The organism is Telluria sp. ZT3P26, assembly GCF_059686035.1.
In genome coordinates this window covers 563,756-583,540 of sequence record NZ_JCASII010000003.1, presented here as the reverse complement: position 1 = coordinate 583,540, position 19,785 = coordinate 563,756, and the positions used below count along the sequence as shown (strand labels likewise).

Annotated in this window: 17 protein-coding genes; 12 read left to right on the top strand and 5 right to left on the bottom strand. The window is 61.3% G+C overall.

Translation table 11 applies throughout. The features are described 5' to 3' along the window. Positions 1-433 precede the first annotated feature (433 nt). On the bottom strand, positions 434-982 hold the full coding sequence (locus AC56LN_RS13280; protein ID WP_499572348.1) for a cysteine hydrolase family protein: 549 nt from the start codon (positions 980-982) through the stop codon (positions 434-436). Between the two features lie 137 nt (positions 983-1,119). Between AC56LN_RS13280 and AC56LN_RS13275 the strand changes: the two genes are divergently transcribed. Beyond that, positions 1,120-2,118 (top strand): GlxA family transcriptional regulator, encoded by a 999-nt coding sequence (locus AC56LN_RS13275; RefSeq protein ID WP_499572492.1) that lies wholly within the window; start codon positions 1,120-1,122, stop codon positions 2,116-2,118. Positions 2,119-2,506: 388 nt separating this feature from the next. Further along, entirely contained in the window at positions 2,507-4,705 is a 2,199-nt protein-coding gene (locus tag AC56LN_RS13270) for an OsmC domain/YcaO domain-containing protein (protein ID WP_499572346.1), read from the top strand. 115 nt (positions 4,706-4,820) lie between these two features. On the opposite strand, the gene AC56LN_RS13265 is transcribed toward AC56LN_RS13270, so the two are convergent. Beyond that, positions 4,821-5,801, bottom strand: coding sequence for a tripartite tricarboxylate transporter substrate binding protein (locus AC56LN_RS13265; protein ID WP_499572344.1), 981 nt, complete (start codon positions 5,799-5,801; stop codon positions 4,821-4,823). A 452-nt stretch (positions 5,802-6,253) separates the two neighbouring features. Between AC56LN_RS13265 and AC56LN_RS13260 the strand changes: the two genes are divergently transcribed. The 5 genes from AC56LN_RS13260 (at position 6,254) to AC56LN_RS13240 (ending at position 11,620) form a co-directional block, all read left to right on the top strand. Beyond that, on the top strand, positions 6,254-7,153 hold the full coding sequence (locus AC56LN_RS13260) for a LysR family transcriptional regulator (protein WP_499572342.1): 900 nt from the start codon (positions 6,254-6,256) through the stop codon (positions 7,151-7,153). Positions 7,154-7,410: 257 nt separating this feature from the next. Next, positions 7,411-8,799, top strand: coding sequence for an MFS transporter (locus AC56LN_RS13255; RefSeq protein WP_499572340.1), 1,389 nt, complete (start codon positions 7,411-7,413; stop codon positions 8,797-8,799). Between the two features lie 8 nt (positions 8,800-8,807). Next, on the top strand, positions 8,808-9,740 hold the full coding sequence (locus tag AC56LN_RS13250; protein ID WP_499572338.1) for a hydroxyacid dehydrogenase: 933 nt from the start codon (positions 8,808-8,810) through the stop codon (positions 9,738-9,740). Between the two features lie 16 nt (positions 9,741-9,756). Next, entirely contained in the window at positions 9,757-10,449 is a 693-nt protein-coding gene (locus AC56LN_RS13245) for an RraA family protein (protein ID WP_499572336.1), read from the top strand. Positions 10,450-10,537: 88 nt separating this feature from the next. After that, positions 10,538-11,620 carry a porin gene (locus AC56LN_RS13240; RefSeq protein ID WP_499572334.1) on the top strand — a complete coding sequence of 361 codons (1,083 nt, stop codon included), beginning with the start codon at positions 10,538-10,540 and terminating at the stop codon, positions 11,618-11,620. Positions 11,621-11,748: 128 nt separating this feature from the next. Here the strand turns inward: AC56LN_RS13240 and eutC are convergent, their stop codons facing one another. Both eutC and AC56LN_RS13230 read right to left on the bottom strand, forming a co-directional pair. Continuing rightward, a complete protein-coding gene (gene eutC, locus AC56LN_RS13235; protein WP_499572333.1) occupies positions 11,749-12,564 on the bottom strand; it encodes an ethanolamine ammonia-lyase subunit EutC in 816 nt (271 codons plus the stop codon). A 10-nt stretch (positions 12,565-12,574) separates the two neighbouring features. Continuing rightward, complete coding sequence (locus tag AC56LN_RS13230; protein WP_499572331.1) at positions 12,575-13,966, bottom strand: ethanolamine ammonia-lyase subunit EutB; 1,392 nt, start codon at positions 13,964-13,966, stop codon at positions 12,575-12,577. 196 nt (positions 13,967-14,162) lie between these two features. Here AC56LN_RS13230 and AC56LN_RS13225 point away from each other — a divergent pair, with 196 nt between their 5' ends. Together AC56LN_RS13225 and AC56LN_RS13220 are read left to right on the top strand one after the other, a co-directional pair. Beyond that, positions 14,163-15,575, top strand: a complete 1,413-nt coding sequence (locus AC56LN_RS13225; protein ID WP_499572329.1) for a TonB C-terminal domain-containing protein — start codon at positions 14,163-14,165, stop codon at positions 15,573-15,575. A 90-nt stretch (positions 15,576-15,665) separates the two neighbouring features. Continuing rightward, positions 15,666-15,983: an H-NS histone family protein gene (locus AC56LN_RS13220; protein WP_499572328.1), complete on the top strand. Its 318-nt coding sequence runs from the start codon at positions 15,666-15,668 to the stop codon at positions 15,981-15,983. 30 nt (positions 15,984-16,013) lie between these two features. Here AC56LN_RS13220 and AC56LN_RS13215 read toward each other — a convergent pair whose 3' ends face one another. Further along, positions 16,014-16,643, bottom strand: coding sequence for a DUF2306 domain-containing protein (locus tag AC56LN_RS13215; RefSeq protein ID WP_499572326.1), 630 nt, complete (start codon positions 16,641-16,643; stop codon positions 16,014-16,016). A 223-nt stretch (positions 16,644-16,866) separates the two neighbouring features. Here AC56LN_RS13215 and AC56LN_RS13210 point away from each other — a divergent pair, with 223 nt between their 5' ends. The 3 genes from AC56LN_RS13210 to AC56LN_RS13200 are packed head-to-tail and all read left to right on the top strand — an operon-like array spanning position 16,867 to position 19,723. Further along, the gene (locus AC56LN_RS13210) at positions 16,867-17,649 is read left to right on the top strand and encodes a MipA/OmpV family protein (protein WP_499572325.1); all 783 of its coding nucleotides are present in this window, start codon (positions 16,867-16,869) and stop codon (positions 17,647-17,649) included. 48 nt (positions 17,650-17,697) lie between these two features. Then, positions 17,698-18,399: a response regulator transcription factor gene (locus AC56LN_RS13205; RefSeq protein ID WP_499572323.1), complete on the top strand. Its 702-nt coding sequence runs from the start codon at positions 17,698-17,700 to the stop codon at positions 18,397-18,399. Next, the gene (locus AC56LN_RS13200) at positions 18,392-19,723 is read left to right on the top strand and encodes a sensor histidine kinase (RefSeq protein ID WP_499572321.1); all 1,332 of its coding nucleotides are present in this window, start codon (positions 18,392-18,394) and stop codon (positions 19,721-19,723) included. Before AC56LN_RS13205 ends, AC56LN_RS13200 begins: the two co-directional genes overlap by 8 nt. Positions 19,724-19,785 lie beyond the last annotated feature (62 nt).

Genomic DNA, 19,785 nt, shown 5'->3' with positions numbered 1-19,785 from the left:
CAGGTTTCGGTTCGTCGATATCGAAAGTCTTCGACACTGCTCGAACTGTCACTGTGATGCCAAGTCTATAGCGAAATTCGGTTGAATACAAAGCATCTTTCGTTTTTTCGAATTTCCGTTGTGTTCGCGTATTTCAAGGAAATTCTTTCATTCGAAAGTCGTGTCTGTCGATGATTTTTGTTTGGTGTGGTGGTGGGCGTGACGAGAGGCCGTATGGCGGTGACTGGCGCTGGGCGCAGAGTGTGGTTCGACGCGTGTGCGGACGCATTCAGGACGAATGCACGAAGCACGATCGATGGGGATGGGGATGGTTAGAAACGACAGGGGGGGCTGCCGGAGCGGGTGCGCCGGCATGCTGCTTGGCGTGCTGATGACGGCAGGAGGCAGAGCAGGGCACCCCGCTGGCTCCCGCCCGTCACGGACCAGTTGCTGGTCAGCCCGCCAGATAGTCGTCGGTAGACGGCACCGACGCATAGGCAAAGGCGAGTCCCGCCATGAACGCGGCGTGCACCTGCGCCGCTGGCACGGTCGTTCCACCGAACTCGAGGTCGCGCGTGGCGCAGGCGTCGTGCACGACCGTCGTCTTGTACCCGAAGTCGGACGCCGCTCGGGTCGTCGCATCGATGCACATATGGCTCATGGCGCCGATCACCGTGACTGCCTCGACACCGTGGTCGTCGAGCAGCTCCCTGAGATTCGTCTTCAGGAAGGCATTCGGGAAGTTCTTCACGACGACCGTTTCGCCATGCGCAGGCGACACGGTGTCGTGAATCTGCACGGCCTGCGTTCCCGGAGTGAAGAAGGGCGCGTCAGGGTCCGCGGACTCGTGGCGGATATGGATGACCAGGTCGCCTTTGGCCCGGGCATCCGCGATCACGCGTGCTGCATTTTCCAATGCAGCATGGATGCCGGTCAGGGCCAGCTTTCCGGCAGGCAGATACTCGTTCTGGAGGTCGACGACGACGATAGCGCGTTTGTTCATGGTGTGTTCCTTTCATGGAGATCTGGCGCCCGACGACGATGTCGTTTGACCTGTCGGGCAAACCGGTGCAACGATTATCTGCGGGATGGGGACGATCGAACATTGGCCCGAAGGCTGACTTTCGATACAATCGGGCCATGCATCCACTACACTTCGTTGTCAGCCATCGTAAGATCGCCGTCATTGCTTTCGAGGGCATCACGCCATTTCATCTGTCGGTGCCTTGTCTCGTGTTCGGCAGCCACGCGGCCGGCGCCGAGGCGATGTCGTTCGAGATCACTGTCTGCGCGTCGCAGGCGGGCCCGTTGGCGACCTCTGCCGGGTTTGCGATCTCGACCACTGCCGATCTGACGGCAGTCGACGAGGCTGACATCATCGTCATGCCGTCCTGGCATGCAGACGGTCGCAGCGCGCCGGACGATCTGCTCGACAGTTTGCGCCGTGGACATGCGCGTGGCGCGATCATTGTCGGCTTGTGCCTGGGCGCTTTCCCGCTGGCGCAGGCTGGCCTGCTCGATGGGCGCACCGTGGCAACGCACTGGCAAGCGGCCGACATGCTTGCAAAGCACTATCCCCGAATCAACGTGGACCAGCACGTGCTATATGTGGACGACGGGGACATACTGAGCTCGGCCGGTGTTGCCGCCGGCCTCGATTGCTGCCTGCATCTGCTGCGGCGGCTCTGTGGCGCCGAGGTCGCCAATCGGGTCGCCAAGCACATCCTGGTCGCGCCGCACCGCGACGGCGGACAGGCACAGTTCATCGAGCGGCCGGTGCCGGACGATGCGGCGGCAGGGCGCTTCGCCCAGTTGCTCGACTGGGTCGGCGCGCACCTGCACGAGGAGCACAGCATCGACATGCTGGCCGAACGTGCTGCCATGAGCCGGCGAAATTTCACCCGCCATTTTCGTCTTGCGACAGGGACCTCCTTCAAGCAATGGTTGCAGAGCCAGAGGCTGATCCACGCCCAGCGGCTTCTCGAGACGGGTGACTTGTCGATCGAGCACGTCGCGCACGCGTCCGGGTTCGGCACGGCGCTGTCGCTGCGGCAGCATTTCAAGGCAACGCTGCGTACATCACCGTCCGACTACCGCAAGCGCTTCCGTGCTGGCGCGATCGATCGCGGCGATACCTGATCAGGTGCTGCCTATCAGACGGCACAATCTGCATCTCAATAAAATGTAACTAACCAACAATTAGGCTGAGTACGGCAAAACCCCGCCGTCAGCAGCGGCCCGCGCTTTGTCGGCACGTGACACCGGCGCCAGACGGCTGCCACGCCGGTGGCATCCAATCTGGGAAGAGGGCGACATTTGAAGGACGCGCGCGCTTTTACCTGTCTGCTCATTGCGCCGGTTGTCGATTGCCCGACACTGCAACGATGCTAAAATGGCGGGCCGCGAGCGTGGCACCTGGCGCCTGACGCCGGCAGCCCACCCGCCCGCATACGAATAATAATAGAGCCCTGTTTTTACAGGGCTTTATGCTTTTGAACGATTTAGAGCGTTACTGAGGAAATCTGCGATGGAAATTAAGGTCAACTTTCTCGATAAACTGCGCCTCGAGGCGAAGTTCGATGACTTCACGGTGATTGCCGACCAACCCATCCGATACAAGGGTGACGGCTCGGCCCCGGGGCCATTCGATTACTTCCTGGCGTCGTCGGCCCTGTGCGCGGCGTACTTCGTCAAGCTGTACTGCGACACGCGCAACATCCCGACCGAAAACATCCGCCTGTCGCAGAATAATATCGTCGACCCCGAGAACCGCTACCAGCAGATTTTCAAGATCCAGGTCGAGCTGCCTGCCGATATCTCGGACAAGGACCGCCAGGGCATCCTGCGTTCGATCGACCGTTGCACCGTCAAGAAGGTCGTGCAGGCCGGTCCCGAGTTCGTCATCGAAGAAGTCGAGAATCTCGACGCCGATGCGCAGGCACTCCTGACGCTGCAGCCGTCGACCGATTCGCGCACCTATATCACCGGCAAGGACCTGCCGCTCGAGCAGACCATCGCCAATATGTCGGGCATGCTCGCCGACTGGGGCATCAAGATCGAGATCGCCTCGTGGCGCAATATCGTCCCGAACGTGTGGTCACTGCATATCCGCGACGCCCATTCACCGATGTGTTTCACCAACGGCAAGGGCGCGACCAAGGAAAGCGCGCTGGCGTCTGCGCTGGGCGAATACATCGAGCGTCTCAATTGCAATCACTTCTACGCCGGCGCGTTCTGGGGCGAAGACATTGCCAACGCATCGTTCGTCCATTACCCGAATGAACGCTGGTTCAAGCCGGGGCCGAACGACGCGTTGCCAGCGGAGATTCTCGATGCCTATAGCCTCGAGATCTACAACCCGGACGACGAACTGCGTGGCTCGCACCTGATCGATACCAACTCGGGCAACGCCGCGCGCGGCATCTGCGCGCTGCCGTACGTGCGCCAGTCCGACAACGAGGTTGTATACTTCCCGACCAACCTGATCGAGAACCTGTATGTCAGCAATGGCATGAGCGCCGGTAACACGCTGGCCGAAGCGCAGGTGCAGTGCCTGTCCGAGATTTTCGAGCGCGCCGTCAAGCGCGAGATCCTGGAAGGCGAATTGTCGCTGCCGGACGTGCCGCAAGAGGTGCTCGCGAAATATCCGGGCATCGTGGCCGGCATCGCAGCACTGGAAGAGCAGGGCTTCCCGGTGCTGGTGAAGGACGCGTCGATGGGCGGCACCTATCCCGTCATGTGCGTGACGCTGATGAACCGCAAGACCGGCGGCGTGTTCGCCTCGTTTGGCGCGCACCCGAGTTTCGAGGTGGCGCTGGAACGCAGCCTGACCGAGCTCCTGCAAGGGCGCAGTTTCGAAGGCCTGAACGATCTGCCGCAGCCGACCTTCGCCAGCAATGCCGTCACCGAACCGAACAACTTCGTCGAACACTTCATCGATTCGAGCGGTATCGTCTCGTGGCGCTTCTTCAGCGCCAAAGCCGATTTCGATTTCGTGGAATGGGATTTCACGAGCGAGGGCGAACACGCCAATGCCGAGGAAGCGGCGACGCTGCTGGCAATCCTCGCCGACATGGGCAAGGAAGTGTATATGGCCGTGTACGACCAGCTTGGCGCGACCGCCTGCCGCATCCTGGTGCCGGGTTACTCCGAAATCTATCCGGTCGAAGACCTGATCTGGGATAACACGAACAAGTCGCTGCTGTTCCGCAGCGATATCCTGAATCTGCATCGCCTGGACGACGACAGCCTGGAAGCGCTGATCGATCGCCTGGAAAACAGTGAACTCGACGAGTACTCGGATATCGCCACGCTGATCGGGATCGAGTTCGACGAGAATACCGAATGGGGCCAGCTGACCGTGCTCGAACTCAAACTGCTGATTCACCTGGCGCTTGGCCAGCTCGAAGATGCACATGAACTGGTCGGTGCGTTCTTGCAGTACAACGACAACACGGTCGAACGTCGCCTGTTCTACCAGGCGATGAATGTGGTGCTGGAAGTCTCGCTCGACGACGATCTGGAACTGGATGATTACGTCGTGAATTTCCGCCGCATGTATGGTGACGAGCGCATGGACGCCGTCCTCGGTTCGGTCGATGGCAGCGTGCGCTTCCATGGCCTGACCCCGACCAGCATGGCGCTCGAAGGTCTCGACCGCCATCATCGCCTGATCGACAGCTATAAGAAATTGCATGCAGCGCGGGCGAAAGCGGCGGCGCGCTGAGCTGATGGCGGGTCGGTTCGCTTCGCTTCCTGCAGCAGCAACGGAGGCCCGCCACGGCTCAGCGAGCCGCCATGACTAGTGCAAACACCCATGCACCTCGACGACGCTTTGACATTCACTTCTGCTTATCCGCGAGTACTTCCTGCAACAGCTTGCGAGTCTGATTCAGCGAATTATTCCATTGAGCACCCGGAAGGTAGGCAAAAACAGGAGCGTCTCCGGGGTTTGCTATAGAAAATTCAGGATCACGAACAACTGTTTCGACCGCTTTTTGCAGCTGTAGGGTGATATTCAGCGGAACATTTTTATGGACCGCAAATCCACGTTCCGATGACATCGTCACTTGCAAGCCTGATTCGATCGCTGTCGGCACTTGAGGCAGTGCCTTGATTCTTGTCCGGGAGAGCTGCGCAATTGCACGATACTCAGCCGTTTTCCCGTGATGGAGTTCAGGCACTTCACTTGCACTCACGACCGCAATATCGATGAAACCACCGAGCAAGTCGGTGCGCTGTGCTGCCGTTCCTTTGTACGGCACTTCGTTTAGCGACAATCCCGTTTGCTTGCTGATCAATTTGGCAGCAATCTCGCTATTCGTCCCAATGCCGTTATTTCCGAATGAGACAGAACCTGGTTGCCGTTTGAGGGCTGCCAGAACGCTGGCGAGGTTGGTATATTTGCTGTCCGATCGAACAATTAACACCGTTGGATCATCGACGATTCGCGCGACCAGGCGGAAGTCTTCAGACTTGTATTGGGATTTTTTCGACATCGGGACATACAGGAACCCCGGCATGTTGACGACCGCAATGGAGTAACCGTCTGCCGCAGCACGTGCAACGTAACCCGTGGCAATTTCGCCTCCCGCGCCAGGTTTGTTCATGACGATAAACTGTGTTTTTTCGCCGAGCGGCTTTTGCATGAACCGCGTTATCTTGCGCGCCAACAGATCGGTACCACCGCCTGCTGCGAAGCCAACGACCACTTCGACAGGTTTGTCGTTCGGCCAAGCGGCGTAAGCTGGTTGGTAAAAAGCAGTGCCAAGGATGGCACTGACCACAATCTGTCGGATACTCTTTCTGTTCACTCGGTTCATCTTTTATCTCCAATTATTTTAATTTTGGTGCGCCTGCTGATGGCCATGGCGGCATCACAGGTCGCAGCAGGTTGCATCGAGACTGCAGACGGCGTCCTGGATAAAACGCAGCACTAAACGTGGTGTGAGATTACCTCGGCAGTACCCATCCCACAGCCTTGCTGCGATGCAGTCTCTCTGCCAGATATGTCACCACCACGTAGTATGGTTTCTTTAAAAAACTTCCTCCCAAGGCTCCGTTGCAGTTCAGAGCGCATGTTAGATCACGAGTTCTGCATGAAAAAAGCGAATAATTTCGATTCGGAGTCATTCGTTTTTTTCGTGGTGTACGATCGTTATGATAGGCTGGCCTCATCCCGGTCACCAACGATGTGCGCACGAAAAAACGTCGAGCAACGTTGATTCACTGCCGATGAATTGGACCCCACCGACTTGCCCGAACACGCCATTCCATGACACTCAAACAGCTAGAAGCGTTTTACTGGGCGGCTACTCTCAGTAGTTTTTCCGCCGCCTCGGGTCGTCTCAACGTGACGCAGTCGACACTTTCCAAACGCGTCGCGGAACTGGAGTCTTCACTGGGCGTATCGCTCTTCGCCCGGTCTGCCAATCGGACGATACTCACAGAGCATGGACAGCTTGTGCTGGAGAAGGCCCAGCAAATGCTTGTCATGGAAGCGGACATCAAATCGCTTCATGGCGGTCCACAACCCCTGCGTGGTACCTGCCGTTTTGGGATCAGCGAGTTGACTGCGCTGACATGGTTCCCGAAATTTGTGTCGAGGATCAATGAACTGCATCCGCAACTGCTGCTCGAACCCTACGTCGATCTTGGATCGGCGCTGGAAAAAAAGCTGATGCGCGGCGAGATCGATTTCGCCATCTTGCCAAAGACCAGTTCGGGTAACACGATGTTGTCGACGGTCGCACTGGCAACGCTCGATTTTGCCTGGATGGCATCGCCGCGGCGCATCGCAGCAAAGGACGAGCTAACGATCGAGGAGATCGAGCAACATCCAATTATCGTCATGACGAGCGAGTCGAGGCTGACCGAATCTTTTCATCAGTGGTCATCACAACACAATGTCACCGTGCGGCGTGTCCTCGCCTGCAATAGTCTGAGTGCTATCGTCGGACTCACCGTCGCGGACGTAGGCATCAGTTTTTTACCGCGCCGGTTTCTCGAGCCTATGGTTCAGCAAGGAAAGCTGAGCGCCTTTCAGAGTAATCCTGCGTTGCCTGCAATTGAATATTGCTTCCGCTGGCGGGCAGACGACACGCGCACACTTGGTCCAACCCTGGCGCAACTTGCCCTGGAAGAAGTGGATTACTCGCTGACGTACGGGTTCTAGGGCTGCAGCGCTTGCGAGTCATAGCGCAAGCGCTGTCATGGGGCCAATGATGCGTGGAATTGCTGTTAAATAACTTTTTATTCCTTACGAAAACCTAGCCGCCTTCGACAACACCGATCAAATATTACCGCGAAAAAAACGAATAGCAGCCGATCGAAATAATTCTCTTTTTTCATGCTGGGGTCGTGATCTACCATGGTTGAAAGGCTGCAGCCCGATCTGCAGACCGACAACAATAACGAATATGGAGACACACCTTGGAGAATTCTTCGGGTAAGCGCACGCGCTATCGCTGGATCGTCTTGCTGATGATCTACGTGACCTACATGATTGCCGGAGCGGACCGCGCCAATATTGGCGTGCTTATTCCCGTCATTCGCCAGGATTTTAACCTCTCCAATACCGACGTTGGCGCGCTGGCAAGCCTTTTCTATATCAGCTACGCCATCATCCAGATTCCGGCTGGTTACCTGTTTCAGAAGTTTGGCGTGCGCAAGCTGCTCGTTGGCTCGATGGTGCTGACGTCACTGGCGACGCTGGTAACCGGTCTGGCCGCGACCACATTGCAACTCAAGCTCGCGCGCTTCGTGCTGGGGGCTGCTGAAGGTCCGATCAATATCGGTATCGTGTCGACGATCAACCGTTGGTTTCCTCCGCAGGAAAAGGGGCTTGCGACTGGCGTATTCATGTCGTCCATCAAATTTGCGCCTGCATTCGTCCCGCCGCTGTGCGCATTCCTGATGCTGCATTTCGGTTGGCGCGAGGTGTTTTTCATTTTCGGCATACCGGGATTCGTGTGCGCAGCACTGTGGTATTTCCTGGTGCGCGATGATCCTTCCGAATCAAAAAGGTGTTCGCCGGCGGAGGTCGCCTATATCAAGGATTCACCACGTCAGGATGCAGGCGACAGCGCTGTGCAGCCCAAACAGGTCGCCAGCTCGCCCGATTGGATCGATGGGCTGATTCGTACCCGCGATGTGGATCTTCTCGATACCAACAAGGAAGTCCTGCGATCGTGGAATGTCTGGGCGTGCGCACTGGGATACTTCTTCATGGTTGGCATTACCTACACGATCATGACCTGGATTCCGACCTACCTGGTTTCGGTCAAACACTACTCGATCATGAAAATGGGGCTGGTTGCGTCGGCTCCTTGGGTGGGTGCCATTGTCGGCAATATTCTGGGCGGCTGGCTGTCAGATCGTGTATTCGCCCGCCGTCGCAAACCCGTCATGCTGATAACTTCAGCTGCAACGGTGCTGTCGATGTTTGCTCTGATTCATGCCCCGGCCGCTCCGCTCGCATTGTCTGCGATGTTCTTTTGCGTTGGCGTGTTGCTGAACCTGGGCTATTCGACGTTCCTCGTCTACCCGATGGCCATCGCCACGAAAGAGCGCGTCCCGTTCACAGCGTCGATCGTCAATACGGCCGGATCTCTCGGTGGGGCATTCACACCCTTCGTGGTCGGGGTGTTGCTCGACAAGTTCAGCTGGACCTGGGTATTCGGCCTGCTTGCAGCAACCTCACTACTGACGTTCTTGCTGGTGGTCTCGATGATCGAACCTCGAGCTCGCAAACGCAATTCAGACACCGCTACCGACACGGATGCGCTGTCAGGAACTACCAAATCTTCCTCAGCTCCTTAAGGCAAAAAATGGCAATCTTTATCATGGACCGCATTGCGCAAGAGGCGGTTGATTTTCTGCGCGCCCATTACGAAGTCGTCGATTTCCCGATGTCGCGTGAACGGGATTGGCGGACCGAGGCAACTGCGATGATTGTCAGGACATTCCAGATGCGCGAAGCAGATATCGCAACAGCGCAACGTCTGAAGATTATCGCCAAGCACGGTAGTGGCGTCGACAACATCGATATCCCTGCCGCGACAAGCAAGGGAATCACCGTGACCAACACGCCTGGTGCGAATGCGGACGCGGTTGCCGAGTATGTGCTGACCCTTGCCCTGGCCACTGCGCGCCGGGTTTCGCTGTCAGATCGGCGCCTGCGAACAGGCGTGCCTGGACAAGTGCAGGACGGTATCGAACTTGGAGGAAAGACCCTTGGCCTAATTGGTCTCGGGGATATCGGCTCGCGTACGGCAAGCCTCTTCCGCAAGGCGTTTTCCGCCGAGGTGATTGCCTACGATCCGTATGCACCAGCATCTTCATTTGAACAGTGCGGCGCCCGCCAGGTACATGACGTGTCGAGCGTGCTCACCGACGCTGACGTCATCAGTCTCCATGTGCCGCTCATCGACAGCACACGACATCTCATCGGCGCTGCCGAACTGGCCATGATGAAGCCGACTGCAATTCTGATCAATGCCGCGCGCGGCGGCATCGTCGATGAACTGGCGTTGCATGCCGCATTGCTCGATGGCCGTATTGCTGGGGCAGGGAGCGACGTGTTTGAAAGCGAGCCCCCGCCGGCAGACCATCCCTTGCTTGGTCTGGACAATTTTGTCGGCTCTCCTCATGTGGCCGGCAGCAGCCGTGAAGCACTTCAGCGAATGGGATTCGGTGCTGCACGCGCAGTGCTTGCAGTCCTGTCCGGCGAAACGCCGCCCCATGTTCTCAATAACAAATAATCATCAAAGGTCCCCAATGAAAACTACGAAATTCGACAAAGTCGCCCAGTTCGAGCGTGTTTCCTCCAATCTTGTCGATGAGGCACGTCAGTTCCAGTCAGCTGTGCTGTGTGACGTTGCAGGACGCCGCGGCGCCCTTCACGCACGCATCCAGGGGCTGTCCCCAACAATGAAGCTGGCCGGCCCTGCTTTTCCGGTCGAAGTACGACCGGGCGACAACCTGTTGTTTCACGTTGCGCTGGCGTTGGCCAGGCCTGGCGACATCATCGTCGTCGATGGTAAAGGCTACGAGTCAAGCGCCCTCGCTGGCGAATTGATGGCGACACAGGCCGTCGCGGCCGGCATCGGCGGCTTCGTCATGGACGGTGCCATTCGTGATACCGACACGCTGGGAAAGGGACCACTCCCGATCTTCGCGGCAGGTCGCAATCCGGCCGGCCCCACGAAAGGCCTCGACGGACGCGTGGGCACGACCGTTGCAATCGGCGATGTGGCGGTGCATCCAGGTGACCTGGTGGTCGCCGACTGCGATGGCGTGGTGGTGATTCCTCGTGCCGACGTGCCGGCCGTTCTGCAGGCGGCGCACCAGAAGCTCAAGGCGGAAGCCCAGCGCCTGAAAGAAATCGAAGAAGGTCTGCTGGTGTCGCCTTGGCTCGATGACGCACTGCGCATGGCAGGCGTGATCGGTAAGGAAGAAACCCTGCTTTGATCACCATGAGGGGGCGGCAATGCGTGTCCCCGGCCTGGCTGAGGGCAGCTTGCTCCGGTAATCGCTTCATTTAACTGAAAAGAATGACATGAACAAGAAACTGGTGTCAGTACTGAGCTTTGCCCTCGGTACGAATGCGGCCTTCGCCCAATCCAGCGTGACGATCTACGGCATTGCCGACGCCGCTATCGTCCATGAGCGCGGTGGTGTCGGCGGCAACGTGAACAAAATCACGAACGGCGGCGTTTCCGCATCGCGCATCGGCTTTCGCGGCAACGAAGAGCTCGGTGACGGAATGTCCGCCTTTTTCACGCTGGAGAATGGCTACCGCATCGATAACGGAGAAGTCGATGCTGCCGGAACGCTGTTCAATCGTCAGGCCTTTGTCGGTTTGAAAACACGTGCCGGTGCGGTGTCGATTGGCCGCCAGTACACGCCCTGGCACCAAACCCTGGGCCAGGTCGCCGATCCGTTCGTGACTGGTTATGCCGGCACGTCCAAAAACCTGTTTCCTGATTCGGGGACGAATGTACGAACCAGTAACACAATTCAATACACGGCGCCGGTCATACAAGGGTTTACTGCAGAGCTGGCTTACAGTTTTGGTGAACAGGCCAGCAGCAGCAAGATCGGACGACAGATGGGCGCGTCCATCGGGTACGCAAGCGGAAAACTCGCTGTACGCTATGCATACAACAGCAAGAATACGGACGTTGTTGGTTCACCGGGTATCGCCCCGATCTCGAGAGGCGACAGCACCAACCACCTGATCGCGGCCAATTACAATTTCACGGTTTTGAAGTTGCACGCTGCCTATGGCAGGGACAAAGGCTTCAACAGCGCCCCGATACAGAACCCTAATAATCCATTTGGCGGTGTCCGGCCAACGCCGTCAACGAACAGCAATGCCATGTTGCTCGGTTTGTCAGCGCCCGTGCCCGGAGGGATTGTCATCGCCTCCGTCATGCGCAAGGACGACAGGACAAATGTCGATCAGGACGCGCGTGCCTGGGGTGTCGCTTATGTGTACGCACTATCGAAGCGGAGCACCCTCTACACATCGTACGGTGCTGTCGTGAACGAAAATGGCGCTGGCTATACGGTCGGCAGTAATGGCGAGACAGGCTCCGGAGATCGTGCATTCAACGCCGGGATGCGACACGCTTTCTGAAAAAATCGGCCGGTATGCATTGACTTGCCTTGTTGTTCAACACCGATGCACAGACAAGTGCCAGCGTCGACTTGAGCGTAGTGTGCGCCTGCGCCGCAGGCGCGTCGTGAAGTGGTTTGCTTCACTGCCTACAGCAGGAACGGCGGCCCGCCGCCGCCCGGCAGCGCGTCATCCTGCGTCGTCTCATCCTTCAATGCAACACCGCTCAACTGCCGCAGTTGCGCCTGCCCGAGCAGATAATGCAGCCTGGCTGCAGCCTGGGCATAACCCAACCCCGCCGGTCTGACGTTCGAGATGCAGTTGCGACGCTCGTCGGTCAGCCCGACGCGTGGCGCCCAGGTCAGATAGATGCCCATGCTGTCGGGCGCGCTCAGACCTGGCCGTTCGCCGATCAGCACCACGACGATTTTCGCTTGCAGCAATTCACCGACTTCATCGCCCACCGCCACGCGGCCTTGCTGGACGATCGTGACCGGGGCCAGCGTCCACGTTTCGGCGGCCAGCTCCAGACGCAGCGCTGCCAGAAAGGGTGCGGCATTCTGCGCAATGGCATGGGATGACAGGCCATCGGCCACGACGATGGCCAGGTCGCAGCGGCGTTTGTCATCGTCGATATCGGCCAGGACTGCGCGCGATGCCGGGTCGAGCCGCCGGCCCAGATCCGGTCGCTGCAGATAGACGTTGCGATTCGCAGCCGCGCTGTGCAGCAAGAGGGGCGGGCAGGCATGCGGCCACGCTGCCTGTAGCGCCGGCATGAGCACATCCGTGTCGAGCGGCAGGTGCACGGCGTCGCGCGCCTGCGCATGCGCGAGCTGAAAGTCAAGCTGGGCACCGGTCGGCTGGCTGATGCCGGCCGCGCCCAGCGCGATACGCGCGTCGGTGAACTGGCGCAAGCGCTGCCAGGGTGCGGCGTCGGCAATGGGGTGGTCGGTCGAATCGGCCATGATGGCAACCTCAGGATGACTGCAGCAGCGCGCGCTGGAATGCCGGAGGCACGGTCCGCCCCAGCTCGGCCTGGCCCGCGCCCTTGAAAATACCCATTGCGCGCAACCACGCATCGAATTCGAGCGCTGGCTGCAGGCCGAGCGCGCGGCGCGCATACAGCGCGTCGTGGAACGACGTCGTCTGATAATTGAGCATGATGTCGTCCCCGCCGGGAATGCCCATCACGAACGTGCAGCCGGCCGCGCCCAGCATCGTCAGCAGCACGTCCATGTCGTCCTGGTCGGCTTCGGCGTGGTTGGTATAGCAGACATCGCAGCCCATCGGCAGGCCGAGCAGCTTGGCGCAGAAGTGGTCTTCCAGGCCGGCGCGGATGATCTGCTTGCCGTCGTACAGGTATTCCGGTCCCATGAAGCCCACCACGGTGTTGACCAGCAACGGCTCGAAGGCGCGCGCCACCGCATACGCGCGCGCCTCGCAGGTTTGCTGGTCGACGCCGTGGTTGGCATTGGCCGACAGCGCGCTGCCCTGGCCGGTCTCGAAATACATGACATTGTTGCCGACCGTGCCGCGGCCCAGGGACAGGGCCGCGGCGCGGGCTTCGTCGAGCAGTGCCAGGTCGATGCCGAAGCTGGCATTGGCGGCCTGTGTGCCTGCGATCGACTGGAATACCAGGTCGACCGGCGCGCCGCGCCCGATTGCCTCGATGGTATTGGTCACGTGCGTCAGCACGCAGGACTGGGTGGGAATCTCGTAGCGGCTGATGATATCGTCCAGCATCGTGACGAGCTTGACCACCTGCCCGACATTGTCCGTAGCCGGATTGATGCCGATGACCGCATCGCCGCTGCCGTACATCAGGCCGTCGAACAGGCTGGCCGCGATGCCGGACAGGTCGTCCAGCGGATGGTTCGGCTGCAGGCGCGTCGACAGCGTGCCGGCCAGGCCGATTGTGTTGCGAAAGCGCGTGACCACGCGGCACTTGCGCGCCACCAGCAGGAGGTCCTGGATGCGCATGATCTTCGATACCGCCGCCGCCATCTCGGGCGTGATGCCAGGGGCGACGCGCGCCAGCGTCACGCCGTCGACCGCGTCGCCCAGCAGCCACTCGCGCAAACTGCCCACGGTCAGGTGACGGATCGGCGCGAACGCTGCGGCGTCGTGGCTGTCGATGATCAGGCGCGTGACTTCATCGGTCTCGTACGGCACGACGGCATCATTCAGAAACGTGGTCAGGGGCAGGTCGGCCAGCGCCATCTGCGCGGCGACGCGCTCTTCGGCGCTGCCTGCGGCGATCCCGGCGAGGTGGTCGCCCGAGCGCGCGGGCGTGGCCTTGGCGAGCAGGTCGCGCAGATCGGCAAACAGATAGGTCCTGGTGCCGACGAGGTGGGAAATCTGTGGCATGGACGGCGGTCCTTTGCTGGTGGTAGTCGATACCGGGAGACTGCGTTGCACCACGGTGGCGTTTCCAGCGATAGTGCCACAGGTCGGCCGCGCTCAGCGCGCATGGCGACGGCGCCAGCGGTGTGATAGCATCGCCGCTGATCTTGCACCCTTGGCAACTTGCCACCATCACGCCGACCGCGACCGACCTGACAATGTGAGAACCCCTTCCGACACGCCCACCTTTTCCTGGCGGATGCGCCTGGCATTGCTGCTCTCCGTGGCGATCCACGCGCTTCTGCTCAGCATTCCGCTCGAGGGCGACGTGTTCGGACTTCCAGGATTGCGCATGCCGTGGGAAGAACGGCGCCTGGCAGCGACGGAACTGAATGTCCGGCTGGCGCCTGCACCGGCCCCGGCCCCGGCCCCGGCACCTGCTCCTTCGCCTGTGTCAGCCACCGCACCAGCAGCAATGCCACCCGTGGCAACACAAGCACCGATGGCCACGAGCGAGCCGACGCGGCCCGTCGCGCCAGAGCCGAACGCGCCCGCGCCCCCGGCGGCACCCACACCGACTGCCAGGGTCCCGCCAGCGCCGACACCGCAGAATGACGACGGGACCGGCGCGCGCATCATCGCGCTCGATGACGACAAGCAGGACAAGGCGATCGCGGAAGAACGCGTGCGCCAGCAGGTTGTCCAGCGCGAGTCTGCGCGCGCAGCGGCAGCAGCTGCGTCGGAAGAACAGCGGCTTGCCGAGCTGACGGCACAGGCACAGGCACAGGCACAGGCACAGGCACAGGCACGTGAGCAGGCCGCCCGCGAAGCGCTGGCCAGCGCCGAAGCGGCGCAACGCGACGCCGAACGCGCTGATGCACAGCGCCTCGAGGAAGCAAACCGCAATGCGGCGGCCCAGCGTGAGGCTGCCCGTGCGGAAATCGCTCGCCAGGAACAGGCCAGGCGTGAAGCGGCGCGCCAGGAGCAGGCACGGCTTGACGCCGCGCGCGCCGAAGCGGCACGGCAGGAGCAAACCAGACTGGCGCAACAGGAAACGGCACGGCAGGAAGCGGCACGCCAGGAAGCCGCTCGCCAGGAAGCATCCCGCCAGGAAGCATCCCGCCAGGACGCGATCAGGCAGGAAGCCGCCCGTCTTGCCCAGTTAACGCAAGCGCCACCGGTGCCCGTGCAAACCGCGCAGGAAGCGCAGCGTGAAGAACGCCTGCGCGCGATCGGCCGCCAGCTGAACCAGGAAGCCGCGCAGCGTGACGCTGCCGGCGGGCAGCGGCGCGGTTGGCTGCTGGGCCGTGCCGACGCTAACGCCGACCTCGTGGCGTATGCCGAAGCCATGGGCCGCAAGATCGAGCTGAACATGAGCCTGGACGCCGTGCGCGATGTCGTCAAACAGCCGCACCGGCAGCCGCTCGTGACCGTGGCCGTGCGCAGCGACGGTTCGGTGGAGCGGGTGACGTTCGTGACTTCGAGCGGCGTGCCCGCGGTCGATGAGGCGATCCGCCAGATCATTGCCAGTCACGCGCCGTATGGACCGTTCCCGCCGGCGCTGGCGCGCCAGTACGATGTGGTGGAAATTCGCCGGACGTGGCTGTTCGACGTGGCGGTTCGCCTGCAGTAGGAATGGACCAACAGCATCCGATCGGGTCGCCAACAGGCGGTCCGGCATGATAGGGTGCTGTTTTCATTCACCACAAAGCACCAGGCAACCATGCAAGACCTCTCCAAATATTCGCTGGCCAAACTTCGCGCACTTGAAGCCGAGGTCAACGAGGCACTCAAAACCCATCATTACCTCAGCATCAGCAAAGCGCGCGAACAGATCCTCCACATCGCCCGCAATGCCGGCCTGACCGAGAAACAGGTGCTGGCGATCAAGGCGCCAGCGACCCCGGGCGCGGACGCCGTCAGCTACACCAATCCCGACGATCCTGCCCAGCAATGGAGCGGTCGTGGCCGCCAACCGGCCTGGGTCAAGGCCTGGATCGCCGCCGGCAAGTCGCTCGACGACGCCCGAACACCAGCTTGACCGTCCCATGCATCGGCGCTGCCTGCGCCTTCAGGCCGACCGGCGCAGATACCGTTCTGCGCACAGCAGGTTCGGCACCCAGCACAGGAACGAGATTGCCTGGTAGCTGCCCACCTCGGGCAGCCCCAGCACATCGGCAAGCGGCAGATACAGGCGCAACGTGACCGCGGCCAGCGTCAGCGAGAATGAGCGGATCATCCATCGTTTGTGCTGCGCGATGCGGCCTCGCACGGCGCAGCGCCAGGCCAGCGTCGTGGTCACGAGCCAGGTCGCCGCCAGCGTGCCGAAACCGGCCGTGGTCACGATGCCGGTCGACGCGCCGATCGCCAGCAGGCCGCCCGACAGCGCGCCAACCATACATCCCAGCACATAGAACCGGCCAGCCCAGCGGTGCCAGCGGCCATAGCGCATGCGCAGTGCAGGAAAGAACTGGAACGGTCCCAGCAGCAACGCAGTCGCGGCGCCGGCTGCGTGCACGGCGAGCCATGGCGTGAAAAACGCATTCTCGGCGATTTGCGACGGTACCTCCTGCGCATCGCCAAGATAGCGGTAAGAGACCAGCGCAACGCCAGACGACAGGATCGCCGTCAGGACCAGCGTCCAGGTGGGTATGGCCCTGAGCGGGCGGGGTGCTGCACATGCTCCGGCATGATGTGTCATGAGTTGTTCCTTGCAAGTTGCTTGTACGTGGACAGGCAGTGGCCGCATCACGCAGGCCACCGTGCCCCGACTATGGCGTGTGCACCGTCGTCAGGATGTCGACGCCGCACGACATCCTGACGACATGCGTGGCGGCATAGTGAGCCTGCGTGTGGCGCTTGCCATGCCAACCAACCGACTCACTCAGTGAAACACTCACTCACTTACACACATCAGGGACTCCATGAATCGTCTTCTTCTTCCGATATTGATGTTCGCCGCCGCAGGCAACGCCTGTGCCCAGCAATCGCAGCAACCGCAGCAACCTCGCTGGGGCCTGGGCCTTGGCGCTGCAGTGACGAGCGACGTGTATGCCGGCGAAGGCACGCGTGTCACGCCGGTGCCGCTGGTGACCTTCCAGGGCGAGCGCTTTTTCTGGCGCGGCATTGGCGGCGGTGCGCGCCTGTACACCAGCGGCGGCGTGACGCTTGACGCCATCGTCGCTGCCCGCATGGACGGTGTCGAGCGGGATGATTTCGGCCAGGCCGAACTGGCCGAACGGGGGATTGACCGGGCACTGCTCGAGGATCGCGACAATGGCCTCGATGTCGGCCTCGCGGGCAGCTGGCGCGGGGCGATCGGTCAGCTCGAATTCGATGTCAAAGGCGACGTCACCGGCGCCAGCAAGGGCTACGAAGCGGGGATCCGGTACGCCTACCCGTTCCAGTGGGGTGGCGCGCGGATTACGCCGCACATCGGCGTGTCGCACCTGTCGAAGAAACTGTCCAACTATTACTACGGCACGCTGGACGCCGAAACGGCGCGGGGCGTCGTCGATTACAAGCCGGGCAGCGCCACGATCCCGCGCATTGGCGTGGATGTCGTGCGACCGTTTGCCGGGCGCTGGGCGTTCATCGGCAACATCGCCTATAAAAAACTGCCGGGCAAGCTCGCGGACAGCCCGTTGATCGAGAAGGACACGGACGGTGTGGTATCGGCCTTCTTCGGTGTATCGCGCGGCTTCTGATGCGATACTGTTCCGCTCATCTCCACCCATCTGGCCAACGTATCCACCATGATCACACAGCAGGCACTAAGTATTCTGATCGTCGAGGACAACGCGGGCCTTGCCGCCAACTTCTACGATTACCTGGAAGCATGCGGCCATCATCCTGATGCGGCGCCCGACGGCGAGTCCGCGCTTGGCCTGCTCGCCATCAACCGTTACGATGCGATCGTCCTCGACTGGATGATGCCGCGCATGGATGGGGTGACGATGCTCGAACGACTGCGGCGGGACCTGCAGTCGCGCATTCCGGTGATCCTGGTGACATCGAAAGACCGGATCGAAGACAAGGTCCGGGGCTTCATGAGCGGCGCTGATGACTACGTCGTCAAGCCGGTCGCGCTGGCAGAGCTCGAGATCCGGCTGCGCGTGCTCGTCGAACGCGCGCGCGGCGCCGTGCCCGAGATGCGGGTGCTGGAGGTGGCCGACCTGTGCTTCAACCTCGATACGCTGGTGGTGACGCGGGCCGGCAAGGCCGTTTCCATGACGCCGGTCCGGCGGCTGCTGCTCGAACTGCTGATGCGCAGGTCGCCCAATCTGGTGCGGCGCGACGAGCTCGAAACGCTGATCTGGAATGACAGGGTGCCCGATCACGACGTCCTGCGCTCGCACATGCACATGCTGCGCAAGGCGGTGGACGGCGGCACGGTGCACAAGCTGATCAAGACCATCGCGGGCAGCGGCTACCGCCTGGGCGCAGCCGATGATTGAGCACGCTCGCGCCCAGGCGGTGCAGGCGGACCGCACGCCCAGCCTGCAAAGCAAGATCACGGCGTTGTCGCTGTTGTTCTGCGTGATCCTCACGCTCGGGCTGACCATCCAGGGCAACCTGGGGCAGCAACTGATCGTGCACCCGATCTGGCGCGAACTGCTGCAGTCCAGTACCGACCAGTATCTCGGGGCGCCGTCCCCCGCCGGCGGCCGCTTGCCGTCGCAAGGCCTCGTGCGCGGCTGGCATGTGCGCGGCGCGGTGCTGCCGGCCGATATGCCGCCGTATTTCGCCCGGCTCGGCGCCGGCTTTTACGACGAAGAGCAGATGGATGCCTACGACAACGACATCAGTTACGCGGTGCTCGTCACGCCGGTGGATGGTGGCCGCGACGGCCGCATCGTCATGGCTGTCGATATCACCGAGCTGGAGGATTACCAGAACAGGTCGGCGCTGGTCAGTGTGCTGATCGCGATCGTGAGCGGGCTGATGATTCTTGGCGCCATCCTGTGGCTGTACCGGAGCATGCGTCGCCCGATCCTGACGCTGGCGCAGCGGATGGACGCACTCGACCCCGAGCAGCCATCGCAGCGCCTGTCACCTGACTTCGCGCTGCGCGAACTGACCGACATTGCGCTGCTCGTCAATCGCCATCTTGACCGCGTCGAGCGCTTCATTGAGCGCGAACGCAGCCTGCTCGACCAGGCCAGCCATGAATTTCGCACGCCCATTGCCGTCATCGCTGGCGCCGTGGATGTGCTCAAGCTGCACGACCTGCCGCCAGCCGCCAGGCGGCCGCTCGATCGCATCGAATCGACCACCCATAACCTCAGCCAGATCATGGCGGCGCTGCTGTTTTTGTCGCGCGAAGCCGATACCGGCGCGCAGGGCGACAGCACCCGCGTCGATCTGCTGGCAGCGAGCCTGGTGGACGACCACGAGCACCTGCTGCAGGGCGAGTGCGCGGCGTTTCTGGTCGAGACGTTGCAGCCGCTGTCGGTCGATTGTCCCGAGGCGATCGTGCGCATCGTCGTGGGCAATTTGCTGCGCAACGCCGCCGAGAACAGCCCGCAGGGTGCGATCAGGGTGCGGCTGGTGGACGCCACGCTGCGCATCCAGGACAGCGGCGAAGGATTCGATACCGTCGCGGCAGCCCGCCGCTACACGCAGAGCTTGCGCGACTCGGCGAAGCAGGGGGGCGGGCAAGGGCTGGGTCTGTTTTTGACACGGCGCATCTGTGAACGCTTCGGCTGGACGCTCAGGATCACCTCTAGCCCGGGCGTGGGAACGGTGGCCGAACTGGCGTTCTCCGGCGCGCAGCCCTGATCGCCACGCATATCCGCCGATGGACAGCAGCGCGCGCATCGACGTAGACTGCCCCTTCGATC